Source organism: Oscillospiraceae bacterium MB24-C1, assembly GCA_030913685.1.
Classification (GTDB): Bacteria; Bacillota; Clostridia; order Oscillospirales; family Ruminococcaceae; genus Yanshouia.
The window spans coordinates 131,377-156,927 of sequence record CP133187.1 but is presented as its reverse complement, the minus strand read 5'-3'; the positions used below and the strand labels follow the sequence as shown (position 1 = coordinate 156,927).

The window sequence follows — 25,551 nt, the reverse complement described above, 5'->3', positions numbered from 1 at the left end:
TTCAATGATAATTAAACTCGTGGCGGAAGAAGTTCATCACAGCCGCAATGTCCTTGTTTTCTTCAAAATTATCTTTAATTTTGTTGACCGCATAGGTCACAGGGCGATTCTCAAGCACCTCAACAATTCCAAGCGCCGCCTGATAAGACATGCGCTCCAACGCTTCGGTGGTAAACGCAGCCGTATGCGGAGTCACAATGACATTGTCCATAAATAGCAACGGATTGTCAGCCTTGGGAAGATTGCCCTCAAACACATCCAGTGCAGCGCCACGCAGCTTACCGGCCTGAAGCGTTTTAATTAGCGCGGCCTCGTCAATGACCTCACCGCGACCAGTGTTAATCAAAAATGCGCTCTCCTTCATCAGAGACAACCGACGCGCATCAAGCGTGTGACGGGTGCCAGCCGAGCTGGGCAAATGTAACGAGAGAAAGTCGGCGGACGAAATAACTTCATCCATGTCCGGCGTCAGATATCCAAAGTCAGTTTTTTGCTTTTTAGAGATACGACGGCTGTAGCCGATCACCTTCATTCCCAGACCATTTGCCGCCATTCTGGCCACCTGGGTTCCAATGTTTCCCATGCCGATGATGCCGAGCGTCTTTCCGCTTACGTCACTGCCGTAAAGCTTACGCACCGACATGTCGCCGCTTTTTAATCCATTGTGATAGGTAACAGAATGCTTCGCCAGCATCAAAATCAAACCCACCGCATATTCCGCCACGGAGCTCTGGTTCGACTCTGCGGCATTGCAAATCTGAATACCCATTTTGGTGGCGACATCAACATCAATGCCATCTACGCCAACCCCGTGCATGGATACCACCTTCAGCTTTGGGCAGCTTTCAAAGACGCGCTGCGTGAATTTACCGTTTCGAGTGAGCGCACCATCACAATCTTGGCACTCTCTGATCAAAGTCTCTTCATCGGGACCAGTTCCTATAATCAGGGTGTAACCCTGTTCTCTTAAAAAATCTAGACCTTTTTCGTTGACTGGTTCGGTAATTAGCACTCGATATTCCATGGCTATATCTCCTCCTTTTATCATCATTATACAAGGCGGGGTTTCTTTCCACAACGGACAGAATACACGCTATTTTATAAAGATGGTGGACATTTTATCGTCTTGCTAGTGACTTTTATGATTTTTTACTATAATATAAATAATTGTAGTACTTCAACACAATAATTGGATTTTCGTTAAAATATTTAATACAAAAGGAGGAGAAATATGGCGTTCACCATTCAAGATCTTATAAACCAGCGCGTTTTTCCGAATGTAAAACTGCAGGCAGGCCATAAAGGTAGCAAAAATGAAATCCACTGGATCAACATTATGGAGATATTGGATGCACCCGAATCTGTACAGCCTGGTGAGTTGCTATTTTCGACCGGATGCGGTCTACAACAACAGGATCAGCATGAGGATTTGATTGCGCGGCTGGCCAAGCGCGGCGTCAGCGGAATCGCCATTCAAATCGGCTATTACATTGAAAGTATTCCCGAGTACATTCTGGAACAAGCAAACGCTCTGGATTTCCCTGTGCTGTCGCTACCAAAAAATTTGACCTTTTCTGAAATTCTACATACCATGATGCAGCTTATTCCCTCTGATTTCAAAAAAAACTGGGGGGACAATGTGTTGAAGCAATCTTATCTCTTTCTGGAGCGCAGTCTTACAAGCCGTCAGAGTGAAATTTTCCCTGAAAATGATGACCAATGTGTCCAGGTTTTGCTTTTAGCCCCCGTGAATTACACCAACGTGGAGGAAAAGGGTTGGCGTAAATGCCTGGCTCAAATCTGCTCGTTTATCCAGTCCCGCAGTCGAATCTGCCTGTGCCATGAGCTACCGCAGCACAAGTATGTATTTCTTACGACACATTCCTCTCACGAAAACTGTTTACCTATGTTGTACGGGCTGAACATCAAGTTTACGCTCCTGTCCGAACAATATGGCACCAATTATTATCTGGGCGCAGAACGGTTACGTTCTCCCGACGATCTTATGACGACTTTAAATCACGCGACGGAAGCTCTGGATACCTTGCAGCTCATTCAAGCCAGACGGGGCGTGTGCTCCTACGACAATATTCGTCTTATAAAGATGTTTGGACACCTGCACCGAAAAGACTCCTCTGTTGTGCTTGATAACCAGCCGCTTCAGGTCCTGCTTAATTACGACAAGGTCAATAACACAAATTATATGCAAACTCTGCGCATTTATCTTTCAAATAATTGCAACATGACCCAGACCGCCGCACAGCTTTTTGTCCACCGCCACACCCTGATTAAACGTCTATCTAAAATCTCTTCAATCGGCGGCCTGAATCTTGATGACTACTACACCCGCATTTACATGTCCATTGCGCTGCTTTTTCATGACTATTTTATTTATTAAGCATGGACAAACTATATACCAATCAGACTCTTTTACCACAAAATGTCTAAATCTATTGTTAAACATTTGACTTGACATATTCCGTCTGATATTTTGAATTAAACAGGGCGCATACTGCGAAAAAGTATTGTGTAAAATGCATCAATGCGTCCTGAAACACAAAAGGGAGATGGAACAATGACTTCAATTAAGGGTGGTTATACGAATTATGGGCAGGATATCGGCATCCTGATGATGCGCACCGTATTTCCTCGTCTGATTGGCGACATTGGAAACGCCAGAACGTTTTCAATGCCGGTGCGTTATCAGATCGTTGATGTGGATCCTTTGAATATGACCGAAAAAAATGCCAATGAGCGCCTTCTTCAGCCTTTCATCCGCGCTGCTCGTGAACTGGAGGCGCAGGGCTGCAAGGCAATTGCCACCAGCTGTGGATTTTTGGGCGGCTTTCAGCGACAGTTGGCCGATGCGGTCAATATCCCCGTGTTTACTTCCACGCTACTTCTGGCTCCCATGGTTTACGCCGTACTTAACCGCAATCGCTCGATCGGAATTTTTGCTGAGTGCGCCGACACAATGACCGAGTCGCACTTTAATCAGGCTGGCTGGTCCGCAAAAAACATCCCGGTTAACGTGACTGGTATGTCGCCTGATTCGGCCTTTTCACAGCTCATTATCGGCGATAACCCCGAGGGCAATTGGGAACAGATGGCCGAGTGCATCGAAGAAATGACAAAGCGTCATATGCAGCAGTATCCCAACACCGGCGCTATCCTGCTCGAATGCACCAACTATGCACCGTTCACCAAAATGATTCAAGAAATTGCGCAGGTTCCAGTGTTCGGCATGAACCAGTTGCTCGAATATATTGATTCCTGCATCAGCGCTCCAGATTACCACCACATATAAGTTTTGCAGCATTTTTTATGTTAGGTAAAATTATGGTATAATTTTTACATACACCATAAAAGAAAGGAACCGAACTATGGCACTTGTAAAGGATGTTCTAACTGCACTGGATGACTTGACAAATGGGCGTTGCCTTAAATCCCCTTATGACTGGTCGTCAGGCAAAAATCCATGGGTCGTTACCAAATCTTCAAACATACCTGGTAAATCTGTTGTAGAAATGCCAGGCCTTGTCTGGGGAGATCCCGAAATGCAAGTCAAAAAAATAGCAGTTTTGATGACTATGACCGAAAGCGCCATTGAACTTGCCGCCGCAACAGGTGTTGATGCCATTATTGCGCATCATCCTATTAGTGATGCATCAAATTCAGGCGGCGTTTTGATGAAATATTACCTTGGCGCCTACGGCCTTGCCTGCTTTGAGTTGCATGAGGCTTTTCACGGACTTCACCCGGGTATTCCGTGGCTGCATGGACACAAACCGTTTTTCGCCTCGGTTCACTACGGCGACGTACCAGGAAACGTTGTCTACGTGGGCGATGTTTTTCCTGAAATCAAGACGGTCGGCGATATGATGACCCGGTTGGATGGCCTGATGAATGTAGGATCTGATGAGCAAATGCTTGCATTGGAGCGCACCCACAAGTGCTGTGACAAGATAGAGGAAACCTGCGTCGCTGCCAGAGCAAAAATTTTGGTTGGATCCCCCGAATCTCCGATGACAAAGGTCATTCATATATTCCCTCATTGCGGTTTTACAGCAGCTCACCTCGAAAGACTGGTGAAGGATAACCCAGGTGTTGATACGCTGCTTGCGTCAATCAGCAGAGTATATCCCGGGCATGAACTCATTGCAAAGGCTGAGGAGCTTGGTTTAAGCTTTGTATGTGGAAATTGCCACGCGATGGAGATATTTGAAAACGGTGTCCCGCTTGCTAACGCTTTGCAAAACCATCTGCCCGACGTCGAGGTGGTTATTTTCAGAGAGCGGATGACCAGCATACCGCTCGACTTGATTGGCTCTCCACAAATTAGGGACTATGGCACTAAAATTGCCAAGGACTATCTGCACCGCAAGTAGCTTTTGTTAATTCCAGTCAATTAAAGAAGATCCATTGTAAATTGAATTGCGCTACCACAATAACGGGAAGATAGCCCATAATGAAACCTTCGTATAGAATGAAGCTGTTCCACACCATTCAGACGGCGGCAACAATATGAGCTAGAAATATTTAAGGAGGAACAACCATGAAAGTAGCAACCACCGAAAAGGAAATTCTGCAACGTCAAAAATGGCAGCCGATCGAGTTTGTGGGACTGGGGCTCTTAATTTCTATCCTCATCTGCATCTTCTTCTTTGACAAGCAGTTTTCCGGGATGTTCGATGCAATGTTCACTCGCGCCTACAAAATGTTTGAATTCTATCTATTTGGAGGTGCAAAGCTTGGTGCCGCCATCATTGTTTCGGTTATGACAGGACGCATTTTGGAGCGCTGCGGAATGACTGATGCTCTCATGCGCTTGTTCCTGCCGATCATGAAGGTCTTAAAGGTTAACGCCGCAGTTGTGGTTGGCACTATTTATAACATTTTGGGCGATGTCAATGCTGCCGGCCGTATCGCAGGCCCTGTTGTTATGAAGGCAGGCTGCACTAAAGATGAGCAGAAGATAGCAATTGCAACCATGTGTAATGCCCCCTGCTCTTTTTCCATCATCGTGTTGGGCATCATCGCGTTGTCTGCTGCGGGAATCAATCCTTTCCCTGTACTAATTGCAGGATTATTTTTGCCGATTGTCCTTATTCCCGCTTTGTTAAGACTTTTCTGGCGTGATACCAAAGCTGCCAATATCAAGGATCTTCCCCGCTTTACTCCTGAAACTGGCGTGATGGAAACCCTTTTTGGCTCCGCTCGTGAAGGCGCACAGTTGGTATTCCTCTTCATACTCCCCGCCGGATGCGTCGTGTTCGCGCTTATTGGCGTACTGGAGTATTTCGGTATTTGGCCAATTATCACCGGAAGCCTCGGCGGTCTCCTTGCTGCGATCGGTATCGAGCCTCAGACAGGTGTTGATACTATCGTCACTGCCGGCACACTTGCAATGAGAAATCTTGGAACCTATCTCAACGACGGAACCATTGTCCCGGCGACCGCCGAAGTTAAGAAACTAATAGTCGGTTCCTTCATCCTTGCAAACTCCGCATGGCCCATTCAGGTACCTCTTGGACAGGTTCCGGCAGTATGGAATGGCATTGTTGATTTGAAAAACGGTGAAATCATGCGCGTTGCTTTTATTGGTTGTGTTGTTCGCCTTATTTATGCGGCCATCTTTGCTCAGATATTCGGTTTGTTCTTTTAATTGAGAACGATCGTTAAAGGTTTCTGTCCAGCTCTACCTATTTGCGCGTAATTCCTTGTAAGTACAATTTCCTCTAATTTATTCTCAGTTAAGCGAGAAAAACAGCGGAAATTTCTGTGCCACAATTAATGGGAAATACGCCACAGGGCTGTTATTTGGACATAGTATGTAATACATAGTTTTGAGATTTGTTGTGGAACAATCATCAAAGTGTCAAAGGCCACAGGGAGAAAACCTCCCTGTGGCCTTTGTTGTATTAAGAATATTCCTCATTAAGACCGCTTCTAAAAGCATAAAAACACTTGTGAATTCGACATGCTATGCCTTTATTATCACGATAAAAAGGATTATATATATGCGATATTCAAACTTTTAAATATCCAATAAATTTTAATAAAGTTAAAATATTATTTTGAAAACCGGCAAATTTATAACATCTTTTAGCCTATTTCATATACTGGCAATAGTGAGAGTGTCAATTATGAAAGGGGTTAAACCATTATGAATCTGGCTTTTGAACTTGTGCCCGATCTTGCAACCCACATCGCACCCCACCACCGATTTCGCATGTCTTTAATTAAGGCCGGCACAGAGATATCTACCACCTGCGGTAGCGATTGTTATAACTACAACGCAATGGTGCTGCCGGGGCAACCAATTGCAGCGACAGGAAGAAATGCTACCCACAATTATGAACCTGATCTAAAAGGCTTGAAGGGCATTGGCGGCGTTGCAGTTGAGGTTCCACTTTTAGAGGATGGAGATTTTGAAAACCTTGTTGTTAACATTGATACCAACCTCATCCTTTCCCAGGAAATTCTACAGAGCTTTTACAGCCTTCGCTGTCATATAGACGACAGGACCTTCCTTTTGCCTTTAAAGAGACAGCTTTTGCGCGTTAGCTGGGACGGCTTAGGAATATTTAACATAGATGTAGGATCCATATGCAATATAATTGCTAAAAAACATACTGCCTAAAAAGAAAACTGATACAGCAGCCGATCATCAAAAAGACGATCGGCTGCAACGGTTAGCCTAGGAGCAAAAGTGACCGGCACTGGGGAAATCGGTTCATCTCAACACCGATCCCCCCAGTGCCGGTCTTTACAACATGGTATAGGGCCACTGATAGGGCTTGGTACACAGACGATCTAGCCGCCTGTTCATCCATCACATAGACAAGCTCTTTGTGTAACGATATCAAAACCGCCCATATTGTATGTGCCGTTTTTGGGTGGCATATTGTCCAATCCGAAGGACTGGTCTGCCACATAGAAACACTAATATCTTCAAGATGCTGACCGGCTTTTCATTTATGGATTATCACTTTGTACGCTGGTTTGATTGTTAGAGGATACCCATGATTCTCTTTTTATCTTCTTTATTCTTATACATTTGTTTATCAGCAAATTTAAAAACCGTTTGAAAATCATCTTCTGGTTTGCCAGCTGCCCATCCAACCGCAACAGACAGTTTGTTATCACAATATTTTTTTACTCTCTTCTCGACATCAACAGCCACCTTCTCAATTGTTTCTGCATTACAGGGGGTTTGTAATATGACAAATTCATCGCCACCGATCCGGTAACATCTCGTGCTGTCATTTTCTGCAAATTTCAAAATTCGAGCTGTTATTCGAATAATTTTATCCCCCGCCACGTGGCCAACACTATCATTGATATATTTCAGGTTGTTAACATCGCAGACAATAATTCCGAATGATTGATTGAGAAACCCAATCTGCTCAACATCCCGAAGGTAACTTGCTTTGTTGTAAAGACCAGTCATGCCATCATGTGATGCATCATATAGCAGTTGTTTTTTTATTTTGATATTATCTTCATATAGATTCTTATAGGTTGATATTTGACCAACAGCCTCACAACTAAGGCTCATCATATTTTCAACCTCATCCATGAGGACAATTCGATATTTTTGCTCAGCAGGAGAATATGTTATCATTTTATACTGGAACCATTTTTTCTTGCTGGATATATAGCCATCAAGACACATGCTTTTTTGCTCTGAAACTGATTGCGGGCAAAAAGGGCATGGCGAACTTCTGCCATGCAGAATCTCGAAGCAGCACTTATTATTGCGATTTGTCATCTGTCCGAAAAATTGCATTGCTTCACTCATATATACGAGTGAATATGTGCTTTCTTCAATCACATAAAGATAACCAATACTCTGTTCAAGCTTTTCAAAAAACAGATCGTCTTTTTTGAACATTTGTCGCACTCCGTATATCGATAGTATTCTTGTGGGACTCATAAAAATAAGTCTTTTTCGTCAGCAGAACCGTTTTCTGGTTGCTAACTGCAAACTTTTTTGAGAGTTAAAATATTTTTTTGATCATTATATTGATAATATATTTCATCCATAATTTTTTTCACCATGAAAATCCCCAGACCCCCAATGCTGCGTTCTTCTGCTGAAAGCGTTGTATCAGGGTCGCTTTTTTCAAGCGGATTATATGGCCTGCCGCTGTCTAAAAACTGAATTGTAACTGAAAGTGGATCACTCTCAATCTTACAATATACCGTTGCATATCCTTGCGCAGGGTAATAAGCATAATTTGCAATATTAATAAATATTTCTTCCACTACAATAGCTATTTGCATCTGAGCTTTCATGGGAAAATCATGTGATTCAAGCTCTAGATTGATAAAATTCAGAACATGCTCAAGCTTGTCGGTGCTGGCTGCTACTGTTAATTCTTTCATTCACTTTCCTCCACTGATTCTTAAGCCCAGCATCGTGATATCATCAAATTGCGGCGCTCCTTTTACAAATAGATCAATATCAGCTCTCACAATCGGGAGCAAATCAACAAGTGCAACAGAAGCATTTTGGTTTAAAATTTTCTGCAGACGTTCTTCACCATAAAGCGCATTCAATGTGTCGGTGGCTTCGGTTACGCCGTCGGTGTAAAGATAGATGGTATCTCCGGCATGCAGCTCTAATTCATTTTGACGATATTTAATATCTTCCATACCTGCAAGCACAAAGCCTGGTCGACATTTCAAATATTCAAATTTTCCGTCGTGGCGTTTAATAAGTGGTGGATTATGTCCAGCATTGACATAGGTGAACTTTCCTGTACTAATTTCCAGTACACCCATCCATGCCGTAACAAAAAGTCCAGCTTCGTTGTTTTCGCAAAGCTGCCGATTTGCAGCTGTAAAAACATCTGCAGGTGTAAGGCCTGCTTGAGAATAATTTTTAATCAAAGTCTTCGCAATAACCATAAACAGTGCTGCTGGAACACCCTTCCCCGAAACATCTGCCATTACAACTGCAAGATGATCGTTGTCAATCAAAAAGAAGTCGTAAAAATCTCCACCAACCTCTTTTGCAGGCTGCATGGTAGCGTAAATATCAAATTCCTCCCGCGTAGGAAATGCGGGAAAAATGCATGGCAGCATACTTGACTGTATATGAGTGGCAACATTAAGCTCAGCGCCGATCCGCTCCTTTTCAGCGGTGACGGCGGTGAGATTTGTGATGTAGTGGTACAAGTCGCGGGCCATGTGCTCAAAGGCCTCCGACAGGGACTCCAACTCATCACCGGTCTGAATGCCCACCGTAAAGTCTGAGAGCGCCTCCACCTCCTCACTGGTGATGGTGGATGCCGCCCGATTCAGAAGATAGATTGGGCGTAACACCGTCAGGCGAATCATGAAGAAATAGCCCACCACAAATAAAAGCATCACGCCGACTATGATCAATACAATGGCCGCGATAAAGCCGCTAATCTGCTCATTAATCATATCCATAGAGACATCCACGCAGGACAGGCCAACCGCGTTTCCGGCGGAATCAAGGATGGCTACATAAGCAGAGGCCAGATACCCATACTCCTCATTGTTGGTGATGAGGATGGTTTCCTCTCCAGGATTTAAAAAAGCGCCGCGCATAATTTCCCGGCCGCCTCCATAGTAGTCCTCCCGGGTGCCAATCTCGCAGATTCCACCCTCATTATCCGTTCCTGCATCCCAGATGTAGTACATCTGATCCTCATATGGAATGACTACATAAAAATACTTCAAACCCACAGTAGACTTAATACGCAGCAGGTATTTGTTAATTTCATTATAATAGTTGTCTTTTGTCAACGTTTGAGCATATCTAGGAATGGTGTCGCCGTCTATGGTGTCTGCCGCAATTTTGGCTTCGTCAAACGCTACTTTGGCGTAATACCTCTCCATGCTGGATCGGTATTTCTGGGTAATCACTGTACCCAGCGCCAGGCTTAGCACCACCGCCAGTGCCAGAAGACCTAGAAGGAACTTGGTTTGCAGCTTTCCTTTTTTTCGTTGTTTTTGTTTCATACCTACCTCTATTCCGTCGGCACAACCCGAAGGTCAAGCCGTACATGTCCATCTGCAACGCCGTAGAGGACGCGGTCGTGCCGCACATAAATAACATCTTGGTCGTCGGTACCCAGATAAAAATTCCCCATGGCGAAGCTGTCTACGAAATAGCGCTGCCCGCTGATGTCCACCATTGTCATTTTATTGAATTTTCGATAGACCACCTGCGCCTCCTCAACCGTCATTTCGTGCCGGATGGTCATATCCTCCGGCTGAGGCCTATACCAGTAGGACAACGTTTTCGGCTGGGGTTTTGCATTTTGCCATGACCATTCAAAATCCTCCATCACTTCTTTCACCATCTCCAGCGCTCCCTGAGCACTTTTCAAATAGAGATCGATACTGTCGTCCTTTGGCTCAATGGTGTAGCACCGCTGCGCCAAAATATCCCCGCAGTCCAGATGGGAGGCCAACTTGTGAATCGTCACGCCGCTTTCCGCGTACTCCCGATCCATGGCGCACTCAATGGGGTAATAGCTTCGCCCTTCCGGCAGCAGCGAGCTGTGGATATTGACACCGCGAAAGCCCGGGTTATTTGGAAGTGCCAGTTTATGGCTATACTCCGCCACAAAAAACAGATTGCAGCCATCCCGCTCTATGCGCTCCACCATTTCCTCCTCGCTGATTTGAGTATAGTGCACCGGAATCTCATGAAGCCGAGCCAAATGCACAATATTCTCCTCGTTGAAGTAATCCTCTCCCTTGTGGTAGGTATAGAGCGCCAAAATTTCGTGCCGCTCTAGCAGATAGCGGAACACATCTAAAAAAACATCTGAACCAAAATAAACGATCTTCATACTTGTGACTCTTTCCTTTAAAACCCATCAAATTTTTACTACCAACGAATTGAACCCACCATATCGTCGATAAAAAAATTCTCGTGCCCTCTTTTTAATCACCATCATCCCCATCGCGTCCATATCAAACGCGCCGTCCTCGCTGGCTTTTTGGGTGTTCAAGGCAAAGGGGTTAAAAGAAGCGGCGTTGTCACGGATGTGCAGGACGAACACACCGTCCTGTTCCGCGACCAGCGTCAACTCAATGCAGCAATTCTCCGGTTCTTCAAAACCATTTTGTAGAATCGCTAGGCATATCTCCTCGATGGTCAAAGTGATATAGTAAATTTGTTTCATATCCGCATTTTTGGTTTCACAAAACGCCTCCACTTCGGCGGTCAATACGCTGATATTCTCATTTCCGCCACGTACCGCGCCATACCATATTCCTGGCTGTGCCTGCTTTGCGCCGTGTCGAAGTAAGACAGGCAGCCAAATCATCAGCGAAAGAATTTCCGTCACCGGGAAAAGCCACCAAAACCACGCCAAGCCCAGCCATGAAAACAGCAAGGTCACGGGGAGCAGTACCGCACCACCCCGTAGCGTAGCAATCAACAAACTTTCCTTTTCCCGATTACAGGACTGTAAATATCCCGCTGACAGCAGTGAGATTCCCGCAAACACGGCGCCCACCGCGTAAAGCCGCAAGGCAGACGCACCCATGGCTGCTGCCTCGCCGCCGGGTATACCGAACAAACGGCAGACAAGCTCCGGGAACAAAAAGATCAGCAACGCAGAAAGTACACCCACCGTCCCGCCGTATAAAAAAGCGAGATTGCGCGCTGTACGTTTTCCCGCCTCCCGGTGCTCCCCGTGGTAGGTGCTCACCAGTGGCTGCATCGCTCTATTGGTACCCTCATATAAGTACAAAAGTAAGTAGGAGGTGTTTTGAAGCAAATCGAATACCGCGACCGCCGTTTCATTTCCTGCTCGAATTAACACACGGTTGCACATCAACAGAAAAATAAGTTGGAATAGGTAGGTGGCTGACCCGGAAAGCCCTTCTTTAAACACCCCAAGGGCATATTCAACCGACGGCTTTTGCCATTTTACCTGAAGGATATTCGCCCTGCCAAACACTCCCGGTAGATAGAGAAGGATCGCTATTATTTGCCCAATAGCAGTAGAAAGAGCAGCTCCGGCCGTACCCATGTCTAAAACCAACACAAATAAAATGTTCAGGCCAATATCGCTTAAATTTCCAGCTACCGACCCGATTCCCGCCAGCTTGCCGTTGTCATCGTTACGCAGATAGTAGTTAAGCAGGTTGGAAAGGTAAAAAAGGGGTGTAGCGGTCAGCAAAATCCGCAAATAGCTTTTGGTCGCCACAAAGAGCGCCCCATCAGCTGGCACCGTGCCCAGAAGCCGTAGCAAGTGAACGATGTAGATGTTCCCTAACACGGCAGTCAGTACACTGAGGGCCAGCGCCGCCTGCATAATGCGGTTGAAACCCTGCACCGCTTCCAGTGGTTTTCCCGCCCCTAGCAGCTTGGAATAGCGCACCGAGCCCCCAATACCAAAACCGTGTGCAAACATACAGTTGATCATGTACACCGGCAGTATCAGCGCAATGGCCGCAAGACCAGTCGTGCCCATCCGCTGCCCTACCACCACGGCGTCGGCAATGTCACTCAGCGCCCATCCCACAGAGGACAGGATGGCCGGAATCCACAGGCTCCGGAATATTTTACTTGTAAATGCGTCCTTGCCACTCATTTCTCAATGGTCAGAATATCCGTAAACCCCGTGACCTCGAACACTTCCATAATTGTTTCATTTACGTGTTTAACCACCATCTCGCCTTGCTTATTCATCGTTTTTTGTGCTGCAAGAATCACACGGAGCCCGGCAGATGACAGATACTCGAGTGCTTCAAAATCAAGAACCAATAAAGTGATGCCGTCAACAGATGACTTTATTTCTGCTTCCAGCTGAGGTGCAGTCGTAGTATCCAGACGCCCTGCCAGAGTAAGTACACATTCAGTTCCGTTTGCTTTTTTGTTGATGGTCATAATGAATTTCCTCCAGTAAAAATATTCTATTTAAATGACTTTTTAATAATCATTTCCGCCTTTTTATGTTGCACACCGATAATGATATCATCCGCAAAATTAGCAATGATCGATTTTTCCATTCCGTCCCATGCTTGCTCCTGTTCTTGTGTGTCACCGCATTCATGTAGGCTAACATCGACCACGCTGCAGTATTTTTGATTCAAATTGTTTATAGCATCAATTACTCATATAGCTGCTCCTCAAATTTTGATTTTCAAACTATTACGACCATCGGAGCAATCATATACAATCTCCTTGGCTAGATTTTTGATCAGCATAATGGAAATCTCGTCGCCGGATTCCATGGGATTAAGCGTGTCGCCATCATACGCTATTTGCAGAATAAGGCTACCTTCGTTCTCTGAATATTCAATGCTAAAAGTGATCTGGAATGCCTTTGGAAGAGTTGGCAAAATGTTTTGAACGCAAAGTTCCTCAAAGCATAACTGTATATTATGAATTTGTTTTTGTGAGATCAGTTGCTTTCTACCAAATTCTTCGATCTGGGTATTGAGCCCGATAAAATCAAAATCATGTGACGTAATTTCGTATTTAAAAATCTTGAGCCGTTTAATAAATGCTCTTGTTTTTTCACGCTGAGGGTTTTCAAAAATTTGCTGGGGCGTTCCATTTTCATAAATAACCCCCTCATCCATATAGAAAACTCTTGTAGAAACGTCACGGGCAAACTTCATTTCATGTGTGACAATCATCATCGTGAGGCCCTCGTTTGCAAGAGAACGTATGACCGACAAAACTTCACCCACCATAGTGGGGTCGAGAGCACTGGTCGGCTCGTCAAACAGTACGATTTCGGGCTTCATAGCAAGCGTACGAGCAATTGCAACACGTTGCTTTTGCCCACCAGAAAGTTCATCCGGGTATGCGTATGCTTTATCAGCCAGACCAACCATTCGAAGCAGGCGCATTCCTTCGTCAAATGCTTCCTGCTGGCTTATCTTTAATAAATTGGTAGGGCCAAGCATAATATTTTCAATTACCATTAAGTGCGCAAATAAATTGAAGGACTGAAACACCATCCCCATTTTTTGGCGCACTTTATAAATATCGCAATCCTTTTGGGTGATATTGATGCCATCTATGATTATTTCACCGGCGGTGGGGGTTTCTAAGCGGTTAAGGCAGCGAAGCAAGGTCGATTTGCCCGTACCTGATGGGCCTATAATCGAAATAACCTCACCGCGGTTGATTTCGGTTGTAATATCCTTTAGCGGAGTGATGTTTTCATATGATTTTTTAAGGTTTTTAACTGAAATCATTTTACAGTCACTCCTTTTACAATTCTTTTCCTCCGTTTTGGATCAATTTTAAATTCTACAAAATCTATAAGCAAAGTCAGAACATATGCAATGACAAAGTAAATAACCGCCGTAGCAATTAACGGAAAAAACGCTTCGTAAGTACGGCTGCGGATAATATCGCTCATCTTTGTCAAGTCCTGAATCGCGATGTACCCGACAACCGATGTCATCTTGACAAGCGAAATAAACTCCCCTTTATAAACTGGCAGGAAATGTTTTGCCGCCTGCGGGAAGGTTATTTTGGCAAAGGTTTTTCTCTTATTAAAGCCGATTGCTTCAGCGGCTTCTATTTGTCCTTTGTTCACAGCATCGATACCTGTGCGAATCATTTCTGAGACATATGCAGCAAAATTGATCGTAAATCCGATCACAGCCACCCATGTCGCACTAATATTGCTTGATCCGAAGATAACGTAATATAGAATCATTAAGAATACCACAATCGGTGTGCCTTGAACTGCACGAACAAACACCCTGGCAGCACCCGAAAGCAGCTTGCTTTTCATACGTCGAAGCATACAAATAGCAAAGCCGAGAACGCTACCGAATAAGGCTGACAAAATAGAAATGAAAAGTGTCACGCCAATTCCATCTACAATCAACTTCCAACGGTCTTCACGGATAAAGTTCTTCTCAAAGCTTTGAGCAACCGATGCAAGGAAGTTTGTTTTTGAATCAGCGGTATTCACGGCAACATTCTTCACAACCAAAACGATGCCACCCTTGTAATAAGAGGTCGCGAAATCAACGCTCTCTTTTCGCTGGTCCGTAATTGACATGCATCCTGCAACCATATCCGCTTTCCCGCTTGCAAGCATCGGAATCAAGGAATCAAAGCTGGTTGGAATAAGCTCAATTTTTTTATTCAAGGCATGTGCAATTCTTATTGCAAGCTCAACATCATATCCCTTAGATATTCCGCCTTCGCCTACATACGACATTGGAACCAATACGTTGTCGTGGGCAAACCTTACGGTGCCCTCTGCCTTTGAAAAGTCAAGCTCAGGCATTACTTTAATGCTTTCATCCGCTGCGAACCACTTTTCTGCCATCACATCTAGCGTGCCATCATCCTTAAACTGTTCAATCACGCGACTAACATCATCTGTAAGCGGACTGTTTTTTGCTAAAGCAATACCATATTCATCGCCCTCAAGCGGTTCGCAAATCATAGAAAACTCTTTTACCTCTGATACCAATAGCCTTGCAACAGGCTCGTCCAGCGTAAGCGCATCCACCTTGCCCGAACGCAAAGCTTCAATTTCACCGGTGATATCATTGAAGAAAACATGCTCGGTGTTTTTAATATATTTATCCGTTGTATCAAAAAAAACGGTTCCTGACTGTGCGCCTAACTTTTTTCCTTCAAGCTCATTAATATCAGAATATTTTGGAACAGCAACGGCGCCGTTCTCGTCATCACGCACAACAGCGACAACCGGTGATGTAGCACAGACATCCGTAAAAATTGCGTTTTCGGCACGTTCCTCTGTTTCGGTTAAGCAACAAACATCATATAGACCACTTTTTAATCCTTGAATAATACCTATAAAGTCAACATTTTTAATTTCCAACTTATACCCAAGCTTAAAGCAAAGATTGCGCATAAGATCAACGCTGTATCCGACCTTTTGCGTATCCTTGACATAAGCATAAGGATAAAATGTGAAGTCGTCCGCCATGATGATTGTGCCTTTTTCGCCTGTTAAAGCGATATCTGATAGTTTTTTTGCTGAGTCATCATCCGAAAACCATTTATTCTGAATCTCCAGCAATGTTCCATCTTTTTTTAATTCTGTGATTGCTGTGTTGAGTTCGTCCCGAAGCGCCGCGTTGCTCTTCTCAAGAGCAATCGACGTTTTTTATTCGCCGTAGACATGATCTAACACCTTAAGATCATCTGCATTATCAAGGTAACCGTTTGCAATCGATTTTTCAGTAATAAGCGCATCTACTTTTTTACTTTTTAAGGCCTGAATCATATCAGTATCACTTTCAAAGTAAACAAGTTCTTTTTCAGGAAACTGTGCGCTGATATGCTTGTCATAAGGCGACCCTGTAACAATTCCGATTTTCTGACCTTTTATACCAGATGCATCAATGGCAGAATAATCTGCGGCCATCTTTTCTTTCTGCACCAGAACCGATATTTTCGATGCTATGTAGCTATCAGAAATCAACATTTGTTCCTGAATCGCCGGTGTTCCATTAAGGTTGGAGATTAGCAAATCAATTTTCCCGCCTGATGCAGAGGCGATAAGCGAATCAAATGTCATTGCCTTTAACTGAACATCTGCATTAAGATAAAGAGCCAGTCGCGCGCAAAATTCAACATCAAAGCCTGTCAACTTTCCGCCCTTACCATAAAAAGACATTGGTTCGTTGAGTCCTTCTGTTCCTACAACAATAGTCATTTCAGGATTTTTAGGGTGCTGAATTTCTGGCATCTGCGGATTTTTACCCTTAATCCATCGATTATACATTTCTTCATAGGTGCCATTTGATTTGTACTGTTTGATAAACTCGTTGACTTGCTCAATAAGCTTTTCTTTTCCGAACGGAGCACCAATAACAATGTTTTCATCTCCGATAGATTCAGGAAGAATTGCGAGTTTATTATTGTTGGCAGCTACATATTCAAGAGCATGGCTGTCGAATACAAACCCGTCGAGCTTACCATATTCAACGGCTGTATATCCATCCGTCAGTGAGGCGTAATATGTAATTTTAGCGCTATCAAAGTATTCTTCGCCTGCATACATCGCAGCCGCACCCTGCGGTAAACCAATTTTATACTTTGATGAATTCAGTGCTTCTACATTACGGATCCCTTGATCGTTGCTGTTCATACACCCGGTAAAGAGCGGTAAAGCTGCTATTGTAACGGCCAACACAAAAGTACATATTTTTTTCAAAAACGACACCTCTCATCAACTTTTCACCAATTCTGTCTGATAGTTATCGCTGTTTTAACATGCTTTTCAGCAATATTTCTCTCGACAGAATCATTAAGCATTAATCGACTCCCCGCACTATTAATTGAATTTAAAGAAAGAATGACTGCTTTTATGGATTCTTTATTTTTTTATTATAACAATAATGTTAATAAAAATAAATAATTTTTGCTAAAAATACATAATATTGTCCAAAATTACAAAATTACCCCATGATGATTTATCACAGGGTAATTTCTTACATATATTTAAGAGTAAAAACAAGCTCTCTATTCTGTTACCAAATGAAATTCACCGTCCGGATACTTCCTTCTAAAAGGAAAAGGACCGCCGCCTGTTACCTTTTCAATATCATCATCAAAAAGCTGTCCATGCGGTGCCGTCATTATTTTTACAGCCTTTTATTTTACTTATCTGCTCTAGCGTAAGATTATTAAGCATTTCTTTTGATTCTCTCATAATACTCTCCTTAATAAATCTTTAACCCTTCAGAATAAAATTGACTATATCCAGGTACAGCCGCCTGTAACTTTTTCAATTTCATCGTCCAAAAGCTGTCTAGAGGATGGTGCCGCCATTCTCAGAATGCCTTCTGCCTGCTCAAGCGTAATGTCTATTGCTTCTACTTTTGCAACATCCAGTATTTCCCGAGCGGTTCTGCACCCTTTTATTTTGCTTGTCTGCTCAGGCGTAAGATTATTAAGTATTTCTTTTAGTTCTCCCATAACATCCTCCTTTTATATGGTTGCACACACTTTATGTAGGTCAGGTATTGAATAATGTCGTCAATTGTGCAAGTAAGGTTGTTAAAGCGCGCGAGCGCCAATTGAAAAGTTATAGCCACCTGTTACTTTTTCAATCTCATCATCCGAAAGCTGTTCATGTGGCTGCGCTATCAACTTCAGTGCTATTTCTGCCTGTTCTGGCGTAATTACTATTTCTTCTACTTTCGCAACACCCAGTATTTCCTGAACCGTTTTGCATTCTTTTAATTTGATTTTCTGATTCGGAGTTAAATTTTCAAACATCTCTTTTAATTCTTTCATGGTGTTCCTTTCAGATTATGGCGTGTATGCATCTGCTATACATAAAGCAGGCATTCGTTGTTAGTATTGTTTATGATCACCGGAGGGAAGAGTGCCTACCATCTGCAACCGCCTGTAATGTTTTCTATCTCCTCATCTGAAAGCTGTCGATCCGGCGGTGTAATCATTTGCAGTACTTCACCTGCTTGTTCTGACGTAATTACTACTTCTACTCCTTTTGCAACATCCAGTATTTGCTGAACTGTTTTGCATTCTTTTAATTCCCTAACCTGATCGGGAGTTAAATTTTTAAGTATCTCTTTCAATTCTTTCATGATATTTTCCTTTTGATATAGGTAGATATTAAGCGTCATAAACAATTAGCCTTGTTACTATTCCGATCTTCTATAATAAGGAATTCTGCCGCCCACAACATTTTCAACCTCATCGTCCGAAAGCTTACCCTGCTGTTTAATATGCTCTAACTGTGCTCCTGATTGTTCCGGTTTTACTTTTTCAGCCGTTTTTTTATCTTCTGACATTTAATTTCCTCCTTATCCACTTTTTACCTGTAATTATAAAATAATATGATAATTTATTCAATTAAAAAATATATTGTATTATTGTAAAATTTAACTATATTCTACATCAAGGCACTGATGCCGTACTAAGTCTGAAAAATATCCCTTTGTTTGCATCAATTCCTCGTAAGTACCATCCTGCACGATCTTCCCTTTTTCAAACACAATGATGCGATCACATTGCTTGATTGTTGAAAGACGATGAGCAATGACGATTCGGGTACTTTTCAATTTCTCAAGAGAATCAGAAATCTGTCGTTGTGTAATATTATCGAGAGCGCTCGTCGCTTCATCAAACATGAGAATTTTGGGCTTTGGAGCAATGGCTCTGGCAATCATAAGTCTTTGGCGCTGACCTCCGGAAATGCCACCGCTACCCTCTGTAATGATGGTATGCATTCCCATCGGCATGTTGCGTATATCATTGGCGATACCTGCAAGCTCGGCCGCTTCCCAAGCAGAATCCAGCGGAAGCCACGGCGCAGATATGACTATATTAGAATAAATATCACCGGTAAAAAGCTTGCCGTTTTGCATTACCACACCAATATTTTGTCTTAACGACTTTAAATCTATCTTTTGAATATCCTTTCCGTCATAATAAATAGCACCCTTTTGCGGTTTTTCAAACCCAAGCACAAGCCTCAATAACGTGGACTTTCCGCATCCAGTTTCGCCCACAATGGCCACGTATTGACCGGCCCTTATTTTTAAAGAAAGGTTATCAATAACCAATGGCATTTTCTCATTATAACGAAAAGACACCTTATTCAATTCAATTGTGCCAGAAAGTCGGGCTAATACCTGTTTTCCAGCCGCCAACTCAGGTTCCGCGTTAAGAATTGGCTCAATCATTTCAGCCACAGGCTTTATATTGGCAATGGTTAACGACATAGCGGATACCGAATTTAAAGCCCCTGAAACCAGTGCAAACGAAGCGCTAAAGGCCAAATAATTTGCCACAGAAACCTTAGAGACTGCCGCAAGATAAAAAAGCCCCATTGTCCCCGCCATAGCAATGGCTGTTGTTATAGCAGGGCTTATTTTAATTAATAATGGCGGATCGTACTGCAACCTCGCTTCCTCTTTATAGGTCTCTGCCCATTTTGAAAAAGCCCGTCGCTCTGCCCCAGCGATTTTAATTTTTTGGACACCGGAAAATAGCGAAAATACCAAGCCTTGAATTTTCGCTGAAATTTTCAATTTCTTTCGGCTAACTTTTAATAGCGTAAAAGTTGACACCACAGAAAACGTAATAGAAGTTAGAATAATAGCCAAAGCGGGGATTGCCAGTGATGGTGCAAATATAAAAATTTGGCCTATGTAAACAATGGATAAAATTGAAGATAACCCTGTCGTTAAAAAAACTTCTGCAAGCATTTCGCATAATAAGTTTACATTCTGGATGCGACTTGTTAGATCACCTGCGCTATAGTTTTTAAAAAACTCAGCCGGTAGCGATAGTATTCTTGCCATGGATGCAGACTCTACTGCAACGCTGACCTTGGTCTGTATACGCGTCATAACAAGACTCTTTGCAACAGTTATCATGGACGAGGATAATGTTACACCAAAAAGTAAAATAGCGATCGGTAAGAGCGCACTGGTTTTTCCACTGGGAATAACCTTTTCAAAAACCAATTGACTTGCGTATGGCATAAATAAACCCAAGATTGTAACTGTTAAAGTAGATAGAATTGCCATTGCGTAATCCGCCGGTGAAAGTGCTTTTAAAATAAATTTGAATAAATCAGAAGTCGCAAGTTTTTTAATTGGAAAGGACTTATAAAAGCAAATAGCCCCCTGCTTTATCGTGCTAGCATTTTTCTTAGTAACGCTAACCTTTTTTCCGCTTTTCCAATCAAAATATTCATAGCCTGATATTTTCTTTGGAAGAAGGGCAATCGTGTCGCCATCCTGCGTATACCCCAAAAGAGGGCCGATGCTATCTTTATACCAAGTTCCTTCAAGCTTTACCTCGCGCCGCATGATACCGGATGGATGCATAAGATATTCAAGCTGCGCATTTAAGTCCTTAATCTGTTCCGGCAGGTCCGTAGAATTCACGTGATAGTACCGGAGTATTTCGTCTATTGCATTTTTAGTCTTTTTACGGTTGTTGTTTATAGTGGATACAACGATGCCTTTGCCCATAACAACCGAAGATAAATCTATAAATGAACTTTCAAAGTTTTCATTATCTTTTTTTATTCTTGTTTTTATTTGTTCGTCAAACCAACCCATACCTGCACCATCCTATTCATTGGATACGAGCTTTGCATATAACCCGCCTTCCGAAAAAAGGTCGCTGTGTTTTCCGCGTTCTACGACTATACCGTTGTCCATCACAATTATTTCATCGCAATCACGAATTGTGGATAACCGGTGCGCCACAATGATGCAAGTAATTCCTCTGTCCTTTATCGACTTCACAACTTCAAATTCTGTTTTTGCATCCAGGGCGGATGTCGCTTCGTCTAATATAACAATCGTTGGGTCTTGCGCCAAAACACGTGCAATCTCAAAACGCTGCCTTTGTCCCCCGGAAAAGTTTTTTCCACCCTCAAGTATTTTTGAATTATAGCTGCCGTCACGCTCCATGACGATATCATGAATATGCGCGTCTCTAGCCGCAAGAATCATTTCGAAATCTTCAATCGAGCTATCCCACATCTTCAGATTATTAGCAATGGTATCCTCAAACAAGATGACATCTTGATCGACAACTGCGACGGAGCCTGTAAACACCTCGCGCGTGATTGCATTTATTGGCTTTCCGTCAAATAAAATCTCACCGCTCCACGGCTTATAGAGCCCCGAAATTAATTTGCTGAGGGTTGATTTCCCACAACCAGAAAAACCGACAAAGGCAACTCGTGAACCCTGCTTTAGTGTTAAATTAAAATCCTTAATCAGCGGTTCTGCCAAACGAGAATAACCAAATGTAACGTTCTTTAAAACAATATCACCCGAAAGCTTGGCATATTCTGTATCAGTATTTGGATCAATATCTGTGTACGTCACATCGGTTTCGTAATTCATAACATCTTCAACGCGTTCCATTGATGTACGCATTTCCTGAATGCTTTGTCCCGCTGTGATGATTGAATTGACTGGCGTCATAAAAGACAGCATAAATCCCTGAAATGCGAGCAGCATACCTGCTGTAAATGCGCCCTTCATTATAAGCATTGCGCCTAATAATAAAACAATAACATTAGCAAGGCTCAGCAAAAAAGTCGGTACTGCGCCTAGATATTGATTAAGCTTGGCGAAATTGACAGAAGACGTATTAACGGACGCCTGATAGCCTGCCCAACGCTCAAAAAAGCCGTTTTCAGCGCCACTGGCCTTTATCGTTTCAATCATTTCAATTCCAGCCACTGTTGTTCCGGCTAGTTTCCCGGCATCGCGCATTTGAACCCGTGTAATATTGATTCTCTTATTGGAAATAATCTGCGCGACAATGCTATTTAGCAAAACGGTTATAATCCCAACCGCCGATAAAAGCAAGCTATACTTCAGCATGACCGTCAGATAAAAAATGAGCATAATAAGATTCAATAAAACAGGCGCAAGCTGATTCATAAGAAAGGCAGCGATTCCTTCGTTTGAGTTTTGCCTTGTCGCGATATCACCCGCCATCCGCTGCGCAAAAAACTCCATTGGTAGTCTAAGAACATGCCACATAAATGTCGCATTTGCTACAATTGCAAACTTCCCTTGTATTTTGAGCATGTAAAATGTGCTGATGAGCGAAACTATAATATGTATAATCAAGACACCGGACATGGACAATAGCAACGAAAATAGCCAATCCGGACTTTCACCCGATAAAATGCGATCCATAAACACACGAGAAAAGACAGGGTTGATAACACCGATAATTGCAGCCAGCATCCCTGTAATCATCACGAAAAGAATTGGAACGAGCGTTCCTTTAAGGCGCTTTTGGGCAAATGCAATCATGCTGCGGGGCTTGCCTTCAGGAACAAAATGCTCAGTCGGGTTAAACTGAATACAGATTCCGGTAAAGGATTCATCAAACTCTTTCATTGATACTTCCACAATACCTCTTGCCGGATCGTTTAAAAGCGCACTATTCTTTTTAAAACCGCACAATACTACAAAATGGTTGAAATTCCAGTGAATAATGCATGGGAATTTTATGTTGTGTAAATCTTCTATTTCAAATCGATAGCCCGCAGCAGTTAAGCCATAGCTTCTAGCTGCCAGAATGATATTTTTAGCGTTAGAACCATCCCGCGATACACCACAATCTAATCTAACCTTTTCTAAAGGCAACCATTTACCATGATATGCAAGAATCATTGCAAGAGAGGCCGCACCACATTCCAAAGCCTCCATTTGCATTATTATTGGAACCTTTACATAACCTTTGCTCATAAGTTAACCTCTAGTTCAACAAAAAATCAATTGGCCGTATTTCATCTGTTATAATTGATAATTTATATATTTTGTCCACATCTGGTTCTGGGGTATCTATTTTGACTTCTGTGTTCCAATCTGAAAGCGAAAGCACGTTAACAATATAATCACTATCGATCGCAACAGCAACCTCTTCCGCTGACATTGGGATACGTGATATAGAACGGACCGTTCCTATTACATCATTACGCATTTTTACCGACATGCCTACATTAATTTTAGCGGCCTCATCACTTGGCACATAACACAGGAGCTTTTCATCTTTGACAATTCCCACTGTTGCAATACTGGTCGGTAAACTGCCCATAATCCCCCACGTAATAAGGGAGACAAACAAAATTATGATAGCGCCAAGAACTAAAAATGCGCTGGGATTTGATACACGTATATAATCATTCAGCTGCTCAGGTGCGCTTATTCGTTGAATGCTAGATTTACGGAAAAGTGAACGATTCATAAGTCCCCTCCAGAATTATACAACTTATCTATTATTCTAATATAACATAAAAACCCATTATTTGGCCATAAAAGTATTATATTTGTCATTTTTAGTGAATTTTCATTGAGTTTATAATTCAAATAAAAAAAGGACTGGTATAAACCAGTCCTTTTTCAAAGCGTGTGGAGCTAATGAAATATACACTTTTTATAAAGCATTAGGGATGTGCGTAACCTGTCCCCCTACTATTTGTTCTAACTACTTTATCATCAATCACTATTTATTACGCCTATAATTCCTCCACGGTTAGGATGCCATCCATCCTCATGACATCCACCAGCATCTGCTTACAATGTGACCGCTTGCCAACCTGAAGGGTAAAGATGGCACAAGCCCGGTGTCCCTCACTTTCAGAATCCCGCGTGATTTCTAGATCGGTAATCTTGATGTTACATTCTCGTATATGATTAATCACACCTTCCAGCGAATGACCCTGCGAATACTCTATATAGAGGTTAACTTCAGGAGAGTTACGCAACATCCAGTATTCCAGCTTTGAAAAGATAATCTCGGCCAGCAGAACCAGAAAGGTTGCAAACAGTGCACCCTCATAAAAGCCTGCGCCGCAGGCAAGGCCAATGATAGCGCAAGCCCAGAGCCCAGCCGCTGTGGTCAGTCCCTTAACACGTCTGCGCCGCGTCACAATAATGGTACCTGCGCCGATAAAGCCAATACCGGCAACGACCTGCGCGCCAAGGCGGGCGATATCCGTATAATATGCCATATTTAAAAATAAATACTGGCTGGTCAGTGTCGTCATAGCCGCGCCCAAACAAATTAGAATATGCGTACGAAAGCCTGCGGGCCGCCTGCGGTGCTCCCTTTCTATTCCGATGAGCCCGCCGCAAAAGACCGCTAAAAGCATCCGAGCTGTCACAGACACCGTCGTTAAATCACGTAAGAAATCAAACCACGGTAACATTCCATCTCCCCCTTCCCTCAAATTTCTTCGATGAGATAAACGTTGCTCTCCAAAGACAACATCGCCAGAACCTCGGTGTGCAACGTCTTACGTGGCAGGTAGATGGAAAATACCGCGTTCGGACGTCTCAAGTCCACGCCCATCCCCTTTTCAAGATCAACGTCGAATATCTTGATATTGTTCCCTTTAATGCACTGTATAAAGGAGCCTATGCCGTCCAACGACGCAAACTCTACATAGATGTTCATGTATCTCGCCGTAGTAAGGGACACATTTTCGATGATTGGAAACACCTTGATGCTCAAGAAAATCAGGATGAACCCGACGATCATGCACTCATAAAAACCCGCACCGATGGCGAGCCCCATACAAGCCGATGCCCATAACCCAGCCGCTGTGGTCAGCCCCTTGACCTCCTGGCGTCCCGTGACAATAATGGTTCCCGCGCCAAGAAATCCTACGCCATTTATAACCTGAGCGCCAAAGCGAGAAGCGTCCGTGCTAATGCCGACCATATCCAGCTGTGCCGCCCACCGCGTGTGCAGCATCAGTGTCTCGTACTGACCCAGTAAAATTGTCAGCGTGGCACCAAGGCAGACAATCATATATGTACGAAACCCTGCCGGGCGGCGCTTTCGTTCGCGTTCAATTCCGATCAAGCCGCCAAAAAGCATGGCACAGGTGAGCCTCAGCGCCGTTGATGCTGCATTAATGTCCCTTAAGTAGGTAAGTAATTCCGCTGGGGTGTCTATCACTGAGACTCCTCCTTTCAAGATAGGGGATTGTTTTGTGTTATCTCTTTCGGTTAATGGCACACCGGTTAATATGTCTGATATTAATATTCCGGCGGTTGGTTTTAATCTGCGTA

At 43.3% G+C, this 25,551-nt stretch carries 23 protein-coding genes and 1 pseudogene; 5 read left to right on the top strand and 19 right to left on the bottom strand.

The annotated features are described in order from the left end of the window. Position 1: 1 nt before the first annotated feature. The gene (locus RBH76_00780) at positions 2–1,024 is read right to left on the bottom strand and encodes a hydroxyacid dehydrogenase (protein ID WMJ83988.1); all 1,023 of its coding nucleotides are present in this window, start codon (positions 1,022–1,024) and stop codon (positions 2–4) included. A 207-nt stretch (positions 1,025–1,231) separates the two neighbouring features. Between RBH76_00780 and RBH76_00775 the strand changes: the two genes are divergently transcribed. The 5 genes from RBH76_00775 (at position 1,232) to RBH76_00755 (ending at position 6,643) form a co-directional block, all read left to right on the top strand. Continuing rightward, positions 1,232–2,398, top strand: a complete 1,167-nt coding sequence (locus RBH76_00775; protein WMJ83987.1) for a PucR family transcriptional regulator ligand-binding domain-containing protein — start codon at positions 1,232–1,234, stop codon at positions 2,396–2,398. Between the two features lie 177 nt (positions 2,399–2,575). Further along, entirely contained in the window at positions 2,576–3,307 is a 732-nt protein-coding gene (locus RBH76_00770; GenBank protein WMJ83986.1) for a hypothetical protein, read from the top strand. A gap of 76 nt (positions 3,308–3,383) precedes the next feature. Continuing rightward, positions 3,384–4,388, top strand: a complete 1,005-nt coding sequence (locus RBH76_00765) for a Nif3-like dinuclear metal center hexameric protein (protein WMJ83985.1) — start codon at positions 3,384–3,386, stop codon at positions 4,386–4,388. 167 nt (positions 4,389–4,555) lie between these two features. Next, positions 4,556–5,665 carry a hypothetical protein gene (locus RBH76_00760; GenBank protein WMJ83984.1) on the top strand — a complete coding sequence of 370 codons (1,110 nt, stop codon included), beginning with the start codon at positions 4,556–4,558 and terminating at the stop codon, positions 5,663–5,665. Between the two features lie 501 nt (positions 5,666–6,166). Continuing rightward, a complete protein-coding gene (locus tag RBH76_00755) occupies positions 6,167–6,643 on the top strand; it encodes a hypothetical protein (GenBank protein WMJ83983.1) in 477 nt (158 codons plus the stop codon). 369 nt (positions 6,644–7,012) lie between these two features. On the opposite strand, the gene RBH76_00750 is transcribed toward RBH76_00755, so the two are convergent. From RBH76_00750 to RBH76_00665, 18 genes and pseudogenes are all read right to left on the bottom strand, one after another. Continuing rightward, positions 7,013–7,897 (bottom strand): GGDEF domain-containing protein, encoded by an 885-nt coding sequence (locus tag RBH76_00750; GenBank protein WMJ83982.1) that lies wholly within the window; start codon positions 7,895–7,897, stop codon positions 7,013–7,015. A gap of 83 nt (positions 7,898–7,980) precedes the next feature. After that, positions 7,981–8,391, bottom strand: a complete 411-nt coding sequence (locus RBH76_00745) for an ATP-binding protein (protein ID WMJ83981.1) — start codon at positions 8,389–8,391, stop codon at positions 7,981–7,983. Then, complete coding sequence (locus tag RBH76_00740; protein WMJ83980.1) at positions 8,392–9,999, bottom strand: SpoIIE family protein phosphatase; 1,608 nt, start codon at positions 9,997–9,999, stop codon at positions 8,392–8,394. A gap of 8 nt (positions 10,000–10,007) precedes the next feature. Next, positions 10,008–10,838 (bottom strand): formyltransferase family protein, encoded by an 831-nt coding sequence (locus RBH76_00735; GenBank protein ID WMJ83979.1) that lies wholly within the window; start codon positions 10,836–10,838, stop codon positions 10,008–10,010. A 27-nt stretch (positions 10,839–10,865) separates the two neighbouring features. Beyond that, entirely contained in the window at positions 10,866–12,593 is a 1,728-nt protein-coding gene (locus tag RBH76_00730) for an MATE family efflux transporter (GenBank protein ID WMJ83978.1), read from the bottom strand. Beyond that, complete coding sequence (locus RBH76_00725; GenBank protein WMJ83977.1) at positions 12,590–12,889, bottom strand: STAS domain-containing protein; 300 nt, start codon at positions 12,887–12,889, stop codon at positions 12,590–12,592. Before RBH76_00725 ends, RBH76_00730 begins: the two co-directional genes overlap by 4 nt. Positions 12,890–13,131: 242 nt before the next feature. Beyond that, positions 13,132–14,211 carry an ATP-binding cassette domain-containing protein gene (locus tag RBH76_00720; GenBank protein ID WMJ83976.1) on the bottom strand — a complete coding sequence of 360 codons (1,080 nt, stop codon included), beginning with the start codon at positions 14,209–14,211 and terminating at the stop codon, positions 13,132–13,134. Continuing rightward, the gene (locus tag RBH76_00715; protein ID WMJ85176.1) at positions 14,208–16,028 is read right to left on the bottom strand and encodes an ABC transporter permease subunit; all 1,821 of its coding nucleotides are present in this window, start codon (positions 16,026–16,028) and stop codon (positions 14,208–14,210) included. The genes RBH76_00720 and RBH76_00715 overlap by 4 nt, the downstream gene beginning before the upstream one ends. Positions 16,029–16,058: 30 nt before the next feature. Continuing rightward, positions 16,059–17,102, bottom strand: a pseudogene (locus RBH76_00710) (transporter substrate-binding domain-containing protein). Positions 17,103–17,710: 608 nt separating this feature from the next. Further along, complete coding sequence (locus RBH76_00705) at positions 17,711–17,932, bottom strand: hypothetical protein (protein ID WMJ83975.1); 222 nt, start codon at positions 17,930–17,932, stop codon at positions 17,711–17,713. Between the two features lie 81 nt (positions 17,933–18,013). Next, positions 18,014–18,253, bottom strand: coding sequence for a hypothetical protein (locus RBH76_00700; protein WMJ83974.1), 240 nt, complete (start codon positions 18,251–18,253; stop codon positions 18,014–18,016). A 95-nt stretch (positions 18,254–18,348) separates the two neighbouring features. After that, positions 18,349–18,567 carry a hypothetical protein gene (locus RBH76_00695; protein WMJ83973.1) on the bottom strand — a complete coding sequence of 73 codons (219 nt, stop codon included), beginning with the start codon at positions 18,565–18,567 and terminating at the stop codon, positions 18,349–18,351. A 57-nt stretch (positions 18,568–18,624) separates the two neighbouring features. After that, positions 18,625–18,774 (bottom strand): hypothetical protein, encoded by a 150-nt coding sequence (locus RBH76_00690; protein ID WMJ83972.1) that lies wholly within the window; start codon positions 18,772–18,774, stop codon positions 18,625–18,627. A 90-nt stretch (positions 18,775–18,864) separates the two neighbouring features. Continuing rightward, positions 18,865–21,057, bottom strand: a complete 2,193-nt coding sequence (locus tag RBH76_00685) for an NHLP bacteriocin export ABC transporter permease/ATPase subunit (protein WMJ83971.1) — start codon at positions 21,055–21,057, stop codon at positions 18,865–18,867. Positions 21,058–21,069: 12 nt separating this feature from the next. Continuing rightward, positions 21,070–23,220, bottom strand: a complete 2,151-nt coding sequence (locus tag RBH76_00680) for an NHLP family bacteriocin export ABC transporter peptidase/permease/ATPase subunit (protein WMJ83970.1) — start codon at positions 23,218–23,220, stop codon at positions 21,070–21,072. A 10-nt stretch (positions 23,221–23,230) separates the two neighbouring features. Then, on the bottom strand, positions 23,231–23,719 hold the full coding sequence (locus RBH76_00675) for a hypothetical protein (GenBank protein ID WMJ83969.1): 489 nt from the start codon (positions 23,717–23,719) through the stop codon (positions 23,231–23,233). A gap of 271 nt (positions 23,720–23,990) precedes the next feature. Then, on the bottom strand, positions 23,991–24,683 hold the full coding sequence (locus tag RBH76_00670) for an MgtC/SapB family protein (GenBank protein WMJ83968.1): 693 nt from the start codon (positions 24,681–24,683) through the stop codon (positions 23,991–23,993). A gap of 17 nt (positions 24,684–24,700) precedes the next feature. Next, positions 24,701–25,438 (bottom strand): MgtC/SapB family protein, encoded by a 738-nt coding sequence (locus RBH76_00665; GenBank protein ID WMJ83967.1) that lies wholly within the window; start codon positions 25,436–25,438, stop codon positions 24,701–24,703. Between the last annotated feature and the right edge of the window lie 113 nt (positions 25,439–25,551).

What these genes read in the sequence shown, in the direction of transcription:
- RBH76_00780 (WMJ83988.1), bottom strand. Translation starts at nt 1,024, where the DNA reads ATGGAATATCGAGTGCTAATTACCGAACCAGTCAACGAAAAAGGTCTA.
- RBH76_00755 (WMJ83983.1), top strand. Translation starts at nt 6,167, where the DNA reads ATGAATCTGGCTTTTGAACTTGTGCCCGATCTTGCAACCCACATCGCA.
- RBH76_00770 (WMJ83986.1), top strand. Translation starts at nt 2,576, where the DNA reads ATGACTTCAATTAAGGGTGGTTATACGAATTATGGGCAGGATATCGGC.
- RBH76_00735 (WMJ83979.1), bottom strand. Translation starts at nt 10,838, where the DNA reads ATGAAGATCGTTTATTTTGGTTCAGATGTTTTTTTAGATGTGTTCCGC.
- RBH76_00745 (WMJ83981.1), bottom strand. Translation starts at nt 8,391, where the DNA reads ATGAAAGAATTAACAGTAGCAGCCAGCACCGACAAGCTTGAGCATGTT.
- RBH76_00775 (WMJ83987.1), top strand. Translation starts at nt 1,232, where the DNA reads ATGGCGTTCACCATTCAAGATCTTATAAACCAGCGCGTTTTTCCGAAT.
- RBH76_00690 (WMJ83972.1), bottom strand. Translation starts at nt 18,774, where the DNA reads ATGTCAGAAGATAAAAAAACGGCTGAAAAAGTAAAACCGGAACAATCA.
- RBH76_00765 (WMJ83985.1), top strand. Translation starts at nt 3,384, where the DNA reads ATGGCACTTGTAAAGGATGTTCTAACTGCACTGGATGACTTGACAAAT.
- RBH76_00680 (WMJ83970.1), bottom strand. Translation starts at nt 23,220, where the DNA reads ATGAGCAAAGGTTATGTAAAGGTTCCAATAATAATGCAAATGGAGGCT.
- RBH76_00700 (WMJ83974.1), bottom strand. Translation starts at nt 18,253, where the DNA reads ATGAAAGAATTAAAAGAGATGTTTGAAAATTTAACTCCGAATCAGAAA.
- RBH76_00675 (WMJ83969.1), bottom strand. Translation starts at nt 23,719, where the DNA reads ATGAATCGTTCACTTTTCCGTAAATCTAGCATTCAACGAATAAGCGCA.
- RBH76_00725 (WMJ83977.1), bottom strand. Translation starts at nt 12,889, where the DNA reads ATGACCATCAACAAAAAAGCAAACGGAACTGAATGTGTACTTACTCTG.
- RBH76_00730 (WMJ83978.1), bottom strand. Translation starts at nt 12,593, where the DNA reads ATGAGTGGCAAGGACGCATTTACAAGTAAAATATTCCGGAGCCTGTGG.
- RBH76_00760 (WMJ83984.1), top strand. Translation starts at nt 4,556, where the DNA reads ATGAAAGTAGCAACCACCGAAAAGGAAATTCTGCAACGTCAAAAATGG.
- RBH76_00705 (WMJ83975.1), bottom strand. Translation starts at nt 17,932, where the DNA reads ATGGGAGAACTAAAAGAAATACTTAATAATCTTACGCCTGAGCAGACA.
- RBH76_00720 (WMJ83976.1), bottom strand. Translation starts at nt 14,211, where the DNA reads ATGATTTCAGTTAAAAACCTTAAAAAATCATATGAAAACATCACTCCG.
- RBH76_00685 (WMJ83971.1), bottom strand. Translation starts at nt 21,057, where the DNA reads ATGGGTTGGTTTGACGAACAAATAAAAACAAGAATAAAAAAAGATAAT.
- RBH76_00740 (WMJ83980.1), bottom strand. Translation starts at nt 9,999, where the DNA reads ATGAAACAAAAACAACGAAAAAAAGGAAAGCTGCAAACCAAGTTCCTT.
- RBH76_00750 (WMJ83982.1), bottom strand. Translation starts at nt 7,897, where the DNA reads ATGTTCAAAAAAGACGATCTGTTTTTTGAAAAGCTTGAACAGAGTATT.
- RBH76_00695 (WMJ83973.1), bottom strand. Translation starts at nt 18,567, where the DNA reads ATGAAAGAATTGAAAGAGATACTTAAAAATTTAACTCCCGATCAGGTT.
- RBH76_00670 (WMJ83968.1), bottom strand. Translation starts at nt 24,683, where the DNA reads ATGTTACCGTGGTTTGATTTCTTACGTGATTTAACGACGGTGTCTGTG.